13 protein-coding genes are annotated in these 12,834 nt (G+C 59.3%); 4 read left to right on the top strand and 9 right to left on the bottom strand.

Annotation, left to right across the window (positions count from 1 at the left end):
* The 3 genes from iolD to N4A58_RS16665 all read left to right on the top strand — a co-directional run.
* Nucleotides 1-1,654 (top strand): 3D-(3,5/4)-trihydroxycyclohexane-1,2-dione acylhydrolase (decyclizing) (gene iolD / locus N4A58_RS16675; RefSeq protein ID WP_293711569.1); only part of this gene is annotated, 1,654 nt, incomplete at its 5' end.
* 107 nt (nucleotides 1,655-1,761) lie between these two features.
* Nucleotides 1,762-2,556: a 5-deoxy-glucuronate isomerase gene (gene iolB, locus N4A58_RS16670; protein WP_293711566.1), complete on the top strand. Its 795-nt coding sequence runs from the start codon at nucleotides 1,762-1,764 to the stop codon at nucleotides 2,554-2,556.
* A complete protein-coding gene (locus N4A58_RS16665) occupies nucleotides 2,514-3,335 on the top strand; it encodes a TIM barrel protein (RefSeq protein WP_293711563.1) in 822 nt (273 codons plus the stop codon). Before iolB ends, N4A58_RS16665 begins: the two co-directional genes overlap by 43 nt.
* 177 nt (nucleotides 3,336-3,512) lie before the next feature.
* Here N4A58_RS16665 and N4A58_RS16660 read toward each other — a convergent pair whose 3' ends face one another.
* The 8 genes from N4A58_RS16660 to N4A58_RS16625 all read right to left on the bottom strand — a co-directional run bounded on the left by N4A58_RS16660 (nucleotide 3,513) and on the right by N4A58_RS16625 (nucleotide 9,955).
* A complete protein-coding gene (locus N4A58_RS16660) occupies nucleotides 3,513-4,205 on the bottom strand; it encodes a Pnap_2097 family protein (protein ID WP_293711561.1) in 693 nt (230 codons plus the stop codon).
* A gap of 62 nt (nucleotides 4,206-4,267) precedes the next feature.
* A complete protein-coding gene (locus N4A58_RS16655) occupies nucleotides 4,268-5,533 on the bottom strand; it encodes an MSMEG_0569 family flavin-dependent oxidoreductase (protein ID WP_293711558.1) in 1,266 nt (421 codons plus the stop codon).
* A gap of 8 nt (nucleotides 5,534-5,541) precedes the next feature.
* On the bottom strand, nucleotides 5,542-5,829 hold the full coding sequence (locus tag N4A58_RS16650; RefSeq protein WP_293711555.1) for an MSMEG_0570 family nitrogen starvation response protein: 288 nt from the start codon (nucleotides 5,827-5,829) through the stop codon (nucleotides 5,542-5,544).
* A complete protein-coding gene (locus tag N4A58_RS16645) occupies nucleotides 5,822-6,781 on the bottom strand; it encodes a sll0787 family AIR synthase-like protein (RefSeq protein ID WP_293711552.1) in 960 nt (319 codons plus the stop codon). Before N4A58_RS16645 ends, N4A58_RS16650 begins: the two co-directional genes overlap by 8 nt.
* Entirely contained in the window at nucleotides 6,778-7,329 is a 552-nt protein-coding gene (locus N4A58_RS16640) for an MSMEG_0567/Sll0786 family nitrogen starvation N-acetyltransferase (RefSeq protein WP_072703813.1), read from the bottom strand. The genes N4A58_RS16645 and N4A58_RS16640 overlap by 4 nt, the downstream gene beginning before the upstream one ends.
* Nucleotides 7,326-8,444: an MSMEG_0568 family radical SAM protein gene (locus N4A58_RS16635; protein WP_293711547.1), complete on the bottom strand. Its 1,119-nt coding sequence runs from the start codon at nucleotides 8,442-8,444 to the stop codon at nucleotides 7,326-7,328. Before N4A58_RS16635 ends, N4A58_RS16640 begins: the two co-directional genes overlap by 4 nt.
* The gene (locus N4A58_RS16630) at nucleotides 8,437-9,405 is read right to left on the bottom strand and encodes a Nit6803 family nitrilase (protein ID WP_293711544.1); all 969 of its coding nucleotides are present in this window, start codon (nucleotides 9,403-9,405) and stop codon (nucleotides 8,437-8,439) included. Before N4A58_RS16630 ends, N4A58_RS16635 begins: the two co-directional genes overlap by 8 nt.
* A gap of 67 nt (nucleotides 9,406-9,472) precedes the next feature.
* A complete protein-coding gene (locus tag N4A58_RS16625) occupies nucleotides 9,473-9,955 on the bottom strand; it encodes an MSMEG_0572/Sll0783 family nitrogen starvation response protein (protein ID WP_293711541.1) in 483 nt (160 codons plus the stop codon).
* 286 nt (nucleotides 9,956-10,241) lie between these two features.
* On the opposite strand from N4A58_RS16625, the gene N4A58_RS16620 reads away from it, so the two are divergent.
* Nucleotides 10,242-11,609, top strand: coding sequence for a PLP-dependent aminotransferase family protein (locus N4A58_RS16620; protein ID WP_293711580.1), 1,368 nt, complete (start codon nucleotides 10,242-10,244; stop codon nucleotides 11,607-11,609).
* Here N4A58_RS16620 and N4A58_RS16615 read toward each other — a convergent pair.
* The gene (locus N4A58_RS16615) at nucleotides 11,606-11,860 is read right to left on the bottom strand and encodes a DUF983 domain-containing protein (protein ID WP_367177041.1); all 255 of its coding nucleotides are present in this window, start codon (nucleotides 11,858-11,860) and stop codon (nucleotides 11,606-11,608) included. The genes N4A58_RS16620 and N4A58_RS16615 overlap by 4 nt on opposite strands.
* Between the last annotated feature and the right edge of the window lie 974 nt (nucleotides 11,861-12,834).

The raw sequence follows: 12,834 nt of genomic DNA, 5'->3' as shown, positions 1-12,834 counted from the left end.
TGCGGCGATTGCCTATGCCAAGGGCAAGAAGCGCACGCGGGCGATGGCCGTGACCTCGTCCATTGGGCCGGGGTCCACGAACGTGGTGACGGCTGCGGCGCTCGCGCATGTGAACCGGTTGCCGCTCTTGATTGTGGCGGGGGATGTGTTTGCGAACCGCAAGCCAGACCCTGTGTTGCAGCAGGTCGAGGATTTTGACGACGGCACCATCAGTGCTAATGACTGCTTCAAGCCGGTGAGCCGGTATTTTGACCGCATCACGCGGCCCGAGCATCTGCTGTCGGCGCTGCCCCGCGCCCTGCGGGTCATGACCGATCCGGCGAACTGTGGTCCGGCGACCATCGCATTCTGTCAGGACGTGCAGGCCGAGGCCTATGACTGGCCCGAAGAATTCTTTGAGCCCCGCGTGTGGTACATCCGCCGTCCGGCCCCCGATGCCGGCGAGCTGGCCCGTGTGGCCGAGGCGATCAAGGGCGCCAAGAACCCCGTGATCATCGCCGGCGGCGGTGTGATCTATAGTCAAGCCGAAGAGGTGCTGGCGGACTTCGCCGCCAAGCACAACATCCCCGTGGCCGAGACTCAGGCCGGTAAATCGGCGCTGCCCCAGAGCCATCCCATGAGCTTTGGGGCCAGTGGCGTGGACGGGTCGGCGGCGGCGAACGCTGTGTCGGCATCGGCCGATGTGGTGATCGGGGTTGGCACCCGGTTCCAGGACTTTACCACCGGCTCGCGGACCATGTTTGCAGAGGGCGCCAAGCTGGTCTCGGTGAACATCCACGGCTATGACGCGGCCAAGCACGGGGCAGAGGCCCTTGTGGCGGACGCGAAGGTCGCGCTGGAGCTGCTGACCGACCTGCTGGGGGAGTACCGCGCCGAAGCCTGTGATCCGGCGGCCCGCGAGGACTGGCTGCGGGCGGTGGATGCCTACTGTGCCCGTCCCGAGGATCAGGACGCGCTGCCCACCGACGGTCAGGTGATCGGTGCGGTTCAACGCGCCACCGGCGAAAGCGCGATTGCCATGTGTGCCGCGGGCACCATGCCCGGCGCGCTGAAGCTGCTGTGGCAGCCGAGCCAAGGCGGCTACCACATGGAATACGGCTATTCCTGCATGGGTTACGAGGTGGCGGGTGCCATGGGGCTGAAGCTGGCGCGTCCCGAGCGGGAAGTGATTTGCTTCGTGGGCGACGGTTCGTACATGATGGCGAACGCGGAACTGGCAAGCGCCGTGATGCGCCGCATTCCCTTCACCGTGGTGCTGACCGACAACCGCGGCTACGGCTGCATCAACCGCCTGCAGACCATGGGCTGCGGCGGCGAGCCCTTCAACAACATGTACGTGGATTGCAACATCGAGGTTCAGCCCGAGATCGATTACGTGGCCCACGCGGCCTCTATGGGCGTTCATGCGGTCAAAGCATCAGGCACTGACTCGCTGGAAGCCGAAATCAAAGCCGCCCGCGCGCGGAACATCCCCACAGTGATCGTCATCGACACCATCGCCAAGGACTTCCCCGGCACCGGCCTCGAAACCTCTGCAGGTGAGCACGGGTCCTTCTGGGATGTCGCCGTGCCAGAGGTCAGCGACCGCGAGAAACAGCGCAACCGCTATGCCCAGTACATCACCCAGATCGCAAAACAGACCGGAATGAACTGACGCGAACAAGGCGAAGGGGCAAGGACACCCCCCTTTTTGGCCCTCTAGCGGCTCTTGCTCCCCACAATTTTCTCGGGCGCACCTTAGCCCGAAGGAAGGATATCGAAATGGCTGATCTTTTGAAGAAACCCTTTGGCGACCACGGCAAGGTCCACCAGATTACACCGGAGTCGGCGGGCTGGCGGTATGTGGGCTTCTCACTGTATCGCCTGCGTGAGGGTGAAAGCGTGTCCGAGGTCACGGGTGATCGTGAGGTTATTCTAGTGATGGTCGAGGGCAAAGCGACCCTCTCTGCAGCAGGCAAAGACTGGGGCGAACTTGGCGAGCGTATGAGCGTGTTTGAAAAGACACCGCCCCATTGCCTTTATGTTCCCAACGACGATACATGGGCAGCGACAGCGACGACAGACTGTACTATCGCAGTCTGCTCGGCCCCCGGCATAGGCGCCCACGAAGCGCGTCGGATCGGGCCGGATGGGATAGAACTGACCCAGCGCGGCGAAGGCGTGAACACCCGCTACATCAACAACATCGCGATGGAAAACGAGGACTACTGCGACAGCCTCTTGGTGACCGAAGTGTTCACCCCAGCGGGTCACTGGTCATCTTTCCCCAGCCACCGCCATGACGAAGACGACTTCCCCCGCATCACCTACTTGGAAGAAACCTACTATCACCGCCTGAACCCTGCGGATGGCTTCGGCATCCAGCGCGTTTACACCGATGACGGGCAGCTGGATGAAACCATGGCCGTCAAAGATGGCGATGTGGTCTGCGTCCCTCGTGGCCACCACCCTTGCGGCGCGCCCTATGGGTTCGAGATGTATTACCTGAACGTCATGGCAGGCCCCCTGCGCAAATGGCGCTTTGTCCCAGCCCCCGAAGTCGAGCACATGTTTTGATACGACGCGCTCTGAACCAAAAAACGTGCCATGGGTTATCATTCGAGGCTTTCCTTGACGCGGCGCAAGCGCTTGGATGCGTTGGAGTGGAGCCTCGAAATGATTTAGGTCGCCCGTTCTTTGATGGGATCGGTGCTGCTGAGGCAGCCCGAATGGCTCAGGATCGCGGTCTGCGGCTTTTGGGACTTTCTGAAATCTATGGGTTTAACGTTTGGGACGATCATCGCGCTGCGCAAGTCATGTCCTTGGCAGATGTTGCAGAAGCAAGTGGTGCGGAAACGGTTAGCTTGATCCCCTGCGTTGATGATCGCTCAGTTACGCCTCTTCGGGATGTGCTGCGTGAGTTGGTTCCCCTATTCAAAGGGCGCAGTGTCATCCCCTTGCTTGAGCCGATCGGTTTCACGAGCTCTTCGATTCCGCATAAAGCCGAACTCGTTCGCGCCATTGACGCGTTGGATCCCGATCTGTTCCGAATGGTGCACGATACATTCCAGCATTGCATTTCCGGCGAAACGGAGCTGTTTCCAGAACTGACCGGCATGGTGCATATCTCCGGGATTTCCGCGGCTGATGCGAAGTTGGATCAAATACAGGATGCGCATCGTGTTTGGGTTGATGCCGATGATCGCTGCGGGAACGTCGATCAACTTCGGGATCTGTTGGGCGGCGGCTATCTTGGATCCATCTCGTTCGAGTGCACCGAAGATGGATTATGGGAAACTGATGGCCTGAACAAAGCACGTAGGTCATTCGAGTATATCGAGCGCGCTCTAGGCTGAATTCTTTTGGCTTTTCGTGCCTAGGACCTGCACTGACCGAGGCCAGTGACGGCAAACCGGCGGGTACGAGCCAAGGACTGATATACGCATGGTGGGGCACTGGGCCGCCTGATCGGCCGACATCTCAGTAGGCTGTATCAGGCTTCGCGCAAATTATACCCATCAAGCATCCGCACATTAATGGCTTTCAACAACGCCAATTAGACGAGGCCCGACGTGTAAAAGTAATCTGCGTCCGCTTTTTGATACACTAACGCTTTCCCCAAGATCGACGTTGCCCAAGTAAACAACATCACGCCTTTCCACACCCTGTGTTGGAGCCGCCAACTCTGCAATCTGGGAAAACGTAGGGAAGTACAGCAGTCCAACGGCATTGAAATCAAGCGTCGGGTTTGGAGTGTAGTCAAAGATTGGCGCGGCTCTTAGCTCAGCGCGCGCATCGCGAGCGATTTTTCTGGAAGCTTCGCTGAAAGCAAAAAATGTCTGAGGCGGTTTCGGTAGATCCTCCAAACCACGCAAGTTACTGCGCAAAAGCGAACGGTTTGACCCGCGTTCGTCGTGACGCAAGAAGCAGGTGATCATCTGAACGGTGGCTAGGACCCCATTTGCCCCGATCACCGTATGTGTTGATCCAACGCGTTGGGGTGCCACCTGAAAGATCGCTGAGGTCGTCAACGCTGTTTCACCCAGAACGGCAATGCCTTGGAAGCGAACAGAAGTCGCGCAAAAAGCTGCATAAACTGGATGCCCGTCATCGTCACGGAAGGCCATTGAACTACCGATAGCATCAGCGATCAGGCTCCAGTGCCTGTCACCACAGTGTCGCAACAGCCATTGTTCCGACACCCCAAAAGGCGTAAGCTGCGCCATGCCAAGGATGATCTGCTCCGAACAGGTCGGAGCAGAGCTTGCGCGGTCCAGTCTTACAACGTTCATGCAGAAACCTTGGTCATTTGAGCGGCAATCTGATCGGCCAAGTAGCGGCTGTCTTCCTCGATTCCCAAGAAGCGGCCAGAACCCCACGTGTTCAGCCACCCAAGACCGATAAAGTGCAAACCCGTTTGGGCCGTGACGCCGCGATCAAAGACGGGTTTGCCACGGTCGTCGAACACGTCTGCCTCGATCCAGCTGTAGTCCGGACGGAAGCCAATGGCCCACAGGACCGATGTGATCCCAGCATCCGCCAGATCCAGATCGGTGCGTTCGGCCTCCGGTTGCCAGACCTTTTCAAAGGGGGGCTCGGTTGGGGCATCGATCCCAATCTTCTCGATATAAGCGTCGATTTGGTTGCGGATGCCGACATAGGATTTGTCAGCGTCATCCAGATTTTTCGCCAGATCGGGCAGGAAAGACACCTGCGTCCCATTCATATTTGCCAGTGACCCGTACAGCTCGACCCCGTCGTCCAGATGCCAACGGCGCAAATCGATCTCTTTGCCGCCATCGCGCCCTGACATGTAGTGGTTCGTCTGGGTCATGGCTTTGTGCGGGTCGGGGTGGGTGTCGATCGTGATTGCGTAGTGCCCTGCGTCATAAAGCCAATCGGTCGCGTCACGCCCACGGTATTTACGGGGGCTGCGGGGTGCGGGGCCAACGGCCAAATGCACGTCGCGGCCGGCGCGGGTAAAGTCCTCCATCAACTGCACACCGGACTGACCGGTGCCGACGATCAGCACGCCGCCTTCGGGGAACTGGTCCACGTTGCGGTAGTCCACGGAGTGCATCTGGAAAATCTCGGGCGACAGGTTTTTTGCGTAATCCGGCTCGATCGGGGTGTCGTAGCCGCCCGTCGCGATCACTATCTGCTCGCACCGCCATGTCCCGACCGAGGTTTCGACAACATAGCCGTTATCCGCGGGGGTGACGCGGGTGACCTCGACACCTTCGCGCAGGTCGGGCTGGGTCATCTCGGCGAAGGCGTCCAGATAGTCGGTGATCTGATCTTTTAGCATGTAGCCGTCAGGGTCGGTGCCGCCGTACTCTCCGGAATAGTGAAAATCGGGCAGGCGACACTGCCAGTTCGGGGTCACAAGGCAAAAACTGTCCCAGCGGTTTTCGCGCCACGAATGGAACCGGGCGTGCCGTTCGAACACGACACTGCTGATGCCCTTTTGCTTCAGGCACCACGCTACGGACAGACCTGCCTGTCCGCCGCCCACAATCACCACAGGAACTTCGTTTGTTTGCGTATCTTTCATCGGGGGCCTCATTGGGTGATTTTCAAGCAAGTGACTTCGGGGGCCGCGTCCATGTCGAATTGGGCGACGCGGGCTTCGATCCGGTCCAGTTGCGCCATCGCGGACGAGCAGGCGAAGCCGTATTTTGCCGCGACGCGATTTGACGCCCGCTCCATCGCGATACGGGATCGGTGTAGGAAGTCCGGCAGCGGATAGGCGGTGCCGGGTGTGAACAGTTCGGCCACAACCGAGGAAGGGGAATAGAGCGCCTCTTCGGTGCCGTCAGGCCAGCGGACGGTCCAGTGGGTTTCAGGCATTTTGGCCTCCGAGATTGAGGTATGGGGTGACCGCGTGATCCCAGAACAGCGCAGCCTCTGACCCTTGGGTCAGGGTGAGAGCAGAGCCATTTGTGACCCGCCCAATGGGCGCTGCATGGATATCGCGATCGGTAAAGTGGGCGCAGACTTTAGCCACATCATCAGGGCGCACGCAGAGCAGATACCCAAAGCTGGGAAAGCTGTGCAGCCAGCGTTCTTTGGGGATGCCAACGGGCGGCGTGATGGCGGCGAGGTCAATGTCGATCCCCACGCCCGAGCATTCGGCCAGCATGAGCGCTGTGCCGACAATGCCCCCTTGGCTGATGTCTTTGCCCGCTTTGGTCAGGCCGTTTTCAGCGAGGGTTGGCAGGATCTCCAGATCACCGCGCAGGCACTCGGGCGGCGCCTCTAATGCCGCACAAAAGTTGTCAAAATTCCGATAAGCCCCGCGATGATCAATGGCGGTGATCAGAATGTCATCCGGCGCTGCGTCAAAGCTGGTGATCAAAGCGTTGGCGCGCCCAAAAACCGATGCAGACAGGCCCAGTTCTGCGGCGTCCAGATTAGTATGCCCCCCGACCAGCGGCACACCGTACGCTTCGGACGCGTCGCGCAGACCCTTTAACAAGGGCGCGGCGGCGTCGGCATTCGGGGCCCAGATATGATCGACCATCGCAACCGATCGCCCACCCATGGCGGCGATATCCGACAGGTTCACCATCATCGCGCACCAGCCTGCAAACCACGGATCGTCCTTGACGAACGCAGGGATAAAGCCTTCGCCCGCAAGCAAGTCATAACCGCCTGCGCGCGGCAACGGTGCAGCATCATCCCCAGGGCGCCCCAACGATTGAGCATTCAGGCCCAAAGCCAATGTCGCCTCAGCAATACCGGTTTTCGACCGGATTGCAGGATGTGTGTTCAGGCGCTGCGCGAGGTCTTGGAGGCTCATTTTCGGACCTGACGAAAGGATGGTCGGTGATACCAGCCCGCCACAGGATCGGCGCACGGCGGGTAGTGGTTCAGGTCAGCCTCCATTTTCATATGGGGCGTGCCGTGGATCATGACTTCGCCAAGGGGCTTCCAACGCAGGCGGCGGAACAGGATCACGTTTTGCATCTGGACATGCGCCAGAAACCGGTCGCATCCGCGGGCATTGGCGGTGCAAACGGCGAGCCGGATCAACTCGGCCCCTAGGCGTCCCACGTTGCGAAAGGTCTGATCAACGGCCAAACGTGACCCCCACCAAAGGCGCGGCGTCTCTTCGTGGATGCGTACGGTCCCGACAACCTGATCGGCTTCATGGGCATAGGTGGACAGTGCAACCAGATGGGTCGCGATTAGATCCGTTTCGTCGCGGTCGTGGTCGGGGAAAATACCTTGTTCCTCGACGAACACGCGATGGCGCAGGGATGCGGCGCCTGCGGCCTCGAACGGTTTGCTGGCCGCCCGAATGTAATAGCCGGGGCATTGAAACTGACGCGGTTCAAGCTCGATCATGCACTGGCCCTCGCGGGAACTTTCAGCTTTTCGTAGGTCGACAGGGCCGAACATGCCCCGCAGCGTCCGCAGCCTGCCTTCATGTCCGATGACAGGATGCCTGCCTCTGCGATCATCTGGCCAAGGGGTCTCAGGATAGAGGCCATGAATTCTGCACTCGGGGCAGGGTGGCTCTCCAGCGGCGTGCCCGAGATCGGCACGAAGGGCACAACAAAGGGATAGACCCCCATGCGGCACAGTTTCTCGCTCATCTCCAGAATGGCTTCGGGTGTATCGCCAAGACCCGCGAGGATGTAGGTCGAAACCTGACCGCGCCCGAACACCTTCACGGCAGCTTCGAAGCTCGAGAAGTACTTTTCCAACGACACGCTGGCTTTACCCGGCATGATCCGTTGACGGACCTCGGGGGTGACCGCCTCCAGGTGCATGCCCAAGGCGTCAATACCAGCGTCGAACATGCGCTGATGCCATGCGTCGTCTTCTGGCGGTTCGCACTGACCCTGCAGCGGCAGATCGACCACCGCCTTGATGGCACGGGCGCTGTCACACAGAACTTTCGCGCCGCGATCCTTGCCCGCAGGGGTGCCTGTGGTGAGGATCATGTGTTGCACGCCGTCCAGAACGACGGCGGCCTTGGCGACCTCGGCTAGTTGTTCGGGGGTTTTGTGCGCGATCGTGCGACCCGCCGCCAAACTTTGCCCGATGGAACAGAACTGGCAGGTCTTCTTGCGGCTCTCGTAGCGGATACAGGTTTGCAGGACAGTCGTGGCCAAAACGTCTTTGGAGTGCAGGGCAGCAATGTGGCTATAGGGAATGCCGTCTGCGGTGGACAGCTCATAGAACCGAGCCCGTTCGGGGAAACGGATATGCGCCACCTCGGCCCCGTCGCGCAGCAAGCGGGATGTGCCCGCGCTATCGGGTTGTTCCGCCAAAAACGGGCTGTCAAAGGACGGCGCGGTGTGGACGGGGATCATCACGGTGCGGTCGGCAATCATCACCGCCTTGTGGTCCGAGGGGCCCGCCCCGCCGCGGCGGCTTTGCTGCCCCGCGCGAGGATCGACAAGGCGCATCCCGTGGGTTTGCAGTTCGTTGATCAGGGTAGCGGTGTCATACATCTTCGTCTGCCTCCTCTGGGGTGGATAGGTCATCTGTCACGTGGCGTGTCAGCGCGGGCCTCATGTCGTGGTTCAGGCTCAGAAGTTCGGGGCGGGCATAGTGGCCGACGCTATCCATCATGCGTTTGCGCTTGGCGATCAGACGCATATCCAGATCGGCAATGGCGATGCCTTCGCCCTCGGTAATCGGGTCGGTAAGGTGGCGGCCTTCGGGACTTATGATGCAGGTCATACATCCGTCGCGCATGGCCTTTTGCAGTTTGGGATCAGGGTGCAGCGAGGTGATCTGATCCTCGGTTAGCCAACCAGTGGCGTTCACCACAAAACAGCCTGCCTCCAGCGCATGGTGGCGCATAGTCACTTCGATCTGTTCGCCAAATATCGGCCCGACCAGACTGCCGGGGAAATGGCCCGCGTGAATTTCCTCGTGCTGGGTCATCAGGGCGTAGCGGGCCAGTGGGTTATAATGCTCCCAACAGGCCAGTGCGCCCACGCGGCCCACGGCGGTGTCGACGACTTTCAGGCCTGCGCCGTCCCCTTGGCCCCAGACCATGCGTTCGTGATAGGTCGGCGTGATCTTGCGCCGTTTCAGCGCCAACGTACCGTCTGCGTCAAAGATCAGCTGTGTGTTGTAGAGCGAGCCATGATCCCACTCGTTCACCCCCAGAACCACCACAACACCGCGTTTGGCGGCGGCATCCGCCACAGCCTGCGTTTCCGGCGAGGGCACAACGACCGCCTCTTTCATGAGCTCCAGATGGGGGGCGCCCTGCTGCACGGGGGGTAAGACAAAGCTGAAATAGGGGTAGTAGGGCACGAAGGTTTCGGGAAAGACGATGAACTGCGCGCCTTTGTCTGCGGCCTCGGCGATGGCGTTCAACACGCGCTCGATGGTGCCGGCGCGGCCCGTCAGGTCGGGGGCAATCTGCACGGCGGCCGCGCGAATGGTGTCTGTTCTCATGGGCTTGGCTTTCAGGGCTGGGGTCAGCAGGGGCAAAGCGGTCGGAGCCGCTTTGCCGGTTCGCGGATCAGACGGTCCAAGTGTCGAGGATCACTGCGTTCGCCTTTTTGTGCAGCAGGATGCAATCCAGCACGTCTTGCGGCGCGATGGGCGTTATGCCGGGCAGCAGCGAAGGCTCGCCATGGCCATACAGAGCCTGAAGGGCAAAGCGGCAGGCGTAGACCTTGCCGCCTTCGCCCATGAACTTCTTCAGGTTAACAGCAAAGTTCTGATGGCCCGGGAATGCCTCGTCCCCCAAGGTCGGGAAACCGCGCTGGATGCCCAAGGTTACACCGGGGCCGTACAGCAGGATCGAGGTCTCGTACCCTTTGCGGTTCAGGCGGATGGCGTTCAGAATGTTGACCAGCCCGATCGAACCTTCGAAGGCGACGGTATGGAAGGTGACCAACGCCTTCTCGCCTTCGTCGGCTTTGACATCTTCAAAGACCTTTTCCTCGTAGTCGACGAAGAAATCGCCGTCTTTGTGCATTTCTTTGGTGACTTCGGGCATACCCTTGCTCCTGTCCTAGTATTGCGTTCGTAGGGACAGGCTGACGCGTCTGGATTGATGGAATCAAATTGCAGTCTATTTTACATACAATAATTTGGCGCCGATTTCGTAAAGACTCGGCCTATCTGCACATTTTCCCAGCAAAAGCGATCAATCTACATACATTGAAATTCCAACTTTCGAATGCATAAGCACAAATTCGGTCGCTCTCACGATCCAGACAATTTCCGCTTCATTGCCGAATCAATTTGATCTACAGAGAGGCACGTTCCAACCGAAGGGCCATCTGATGCACTGGACTCCGAACACCTTGGAAAGCGGCAAGCCCCGCTACCTCGCTATCGCCGACGCCATCGCGCAGGATATCAAAGAGGGCCGCCTCAAGGACGGGATGCGCTTGCCGCCACAACGCAAACTCGCCGATGCGCTGGGGATCGACTTTACCACTGTGTCGCGCGCCTATGCCGAAGCGCAGGCCCGCGGCCATGTGGAAAGCCACGTGGGGCGGGGCACGTTTGTCCGCGGCAGTGTGGTGTCGAACCGGCCTGATCCGGCGCGGGCCAGCGATGCGGATCTGTCGATGAACATGGCGCCCGAACCGACGGACCCCGAATTGCTGCGCAAGATGGAGGCGGGTTTGGGATATGTCTCGGCCAACCTGATTGACCTGCTGCGCTACCAGTCGCCCGTGGGGGCAGAAAGGGACAAGGTCGCGGCCTCAAGCTGGCTGTCGATGCGCGGCATGGTTCCGTCTTTGGAACGCGTCGCCGTGACGCCCGGCGCTCATGCAACGATGGCGGCGATCTTCTCGATCATCACCAAACCTGGCGATGTCGTCTTGTGCGAAGCGGTCACTTACCCCGGTGTCCGCAACGTCGCAGGCCGGTTCGGAGTGCGGTTGGTCGGGATCGAAATGGATGCGGATGGAGTGATCCCCGAAGCGCTGACTGCGGCCATTGCAGAGCATAAGCCCAAGGCGCTTTACCTGAATCCGACGTTGCAAAACCCGACCACGTTGACCACTCCCGCACAGCGGCGCGAGGCCATTGCGGGCATCATGCTGAAGCATAACCTCTTCCTGATCGAGGACGACGCCTACGGCTTCATCCCGTCCAAGGCGCCTGCGCCGATTGCATTGTCCGCACCGGAATTGACGTGGCATATTGGTGGCTTGGCTAAATGTATTGGGGCAGGTCTCCGGTTGGCGTACACGATCGCGCCGACGGCACGTTGCGCAATGCATCTGTCTCAAGCCATTCGGGCGCTTTCGGTCATGCCGTCGCCTTTGTCGATGGCGCTGACAACGCAGTGGATCGAGGATGGCACAGCGGATAGCATCCGCCGCTTCATCCGTTCCGAAAGCGCAGCACGGCAGGCGATCGCCGCCGAGGTTCTGAGTGGGTTCGAATATCTCTCTGCCGAGAACGCCTTCAATCTGTGGCTTACGCTGCCCGAGGGAGCTTCACGCGCCGATGTGGTTGCGCGTATGGCGCGGCGGCAGATCGGCCTTATGCCGTCTGACGCGTTCACGGTCCTTGGTGCGCCTAAAGAGAAACTTCGCGTTGGGCTTGGTGGCTCGATCACCAGAGATGGGCTAAAAGAGGCGCTGCACGGCCTCTCCAACGCTTTGGTTCCAAATACATTTATGGGTTAATCGGTTGATTTCACCTTTCCAAATCCGTGCATACCCTTTGCCCACTGAACAGCAACAAATCCCCCTTTTACGGGAGGAAGCATCGCCAAAGACAGCGCAATAGCACCCACGCTAATGATCAAAGCAAGCACTAAGGGAGCATCCACAAACGGTTTGTACATCAGGTGCATCTCCACGCCGGCAATGTGGCAAACGAGCAATATCACCACATATGCGGGTCCGTCATCCGCGCGCTGCGGTGTTAGGTCCAACGCGCACGACTCTCAGCTAGCTTTTACCTTCAGGTAGCCTCGAAACAATTTGCCATTCCCACATTTCGGGCAGCGCAAACGAAAGCCGTTCATGAGCGCTGTTCTGGTATCTCTACTTTCACACACGGAGTGTCTCCCTTGACTATGGCACGCAAGTGGCAAGAGCGAATGTCACTCGGACGCGACTTCTCAACACCATTACCTCGGTGAGCAAACCCAATCAATGCGACACATTAGTGCAATCAAACGTGCATACATTTTAATCCACTATTCGTCACCCAATGGAACTTGCTGCACATATCAGTGAAAGAAATTCACCTCGGGAATCCTGATGGCTAGAGCTTCTCGGCTTGAACCTGACTGGTTTAGCTTCCCCTTAGCGATCAGATGTGAGTCATCTCGTTTGGAAAGATGGATCAGGTCAGCGCCCTTTCTTTTATCCCTTCGGTCGCGGCTTCAGAGATACATTGAAGAAGAGTTGAGCGGGGCGCGGCGACGTTGCGCCGGAAATTATCATCATCAACAGGCGCACGGTGGGCGCGGCAGGCGCGGACCAAAGGACATGCGGAACCTACCCGCCAAGGACCGGCGCGCGGGGGGGGGCTCGCTCCGCATCAGGGATTTCTCAAGGGACTGGTCGCACAGGATCCTGACATCACTCTCTATAAGCTTCTCGAAATACTGGCCGATGCAGAGGGTAAGCTGGTGCGCCATTCTTCAATCGCAAAGCTGTTGTCCAGGCTGTTGGTCACTACGTCTGTGATGTTCTCGATATTTACGATGCCCATTGGGTTACCTCCTGCAAATCGGTGCAGTCGCGAACGTCTCCCGTCGTTCGTTGAGGGCGACCTTTGACGAAAACACGGATCAACCCAATGCGCCTGCGGGTATTAGGTGATACCGGAATGAAGCAATGACCCCGCTTCCAGCGGGATTTAGGGCACAGGGTATCAGCTGATACCTGCCAGATCATC

Origin of the sequence: Donghicola sp. (genome assembly GCF_025210255.1) — a bacterium.
Classification (GTDB): Bacteria; Pseudomonadota; Alphaproteobacteria; order Rhodobacterales; family Rhodobacteraceae; genus Donghicola; species Donghicola eburneus.
The sequence above is the reverse complement of the archived record's forward strand: the minus strand, read 5'-3'. Positions and strand labels throughout refer to the sequence as shown.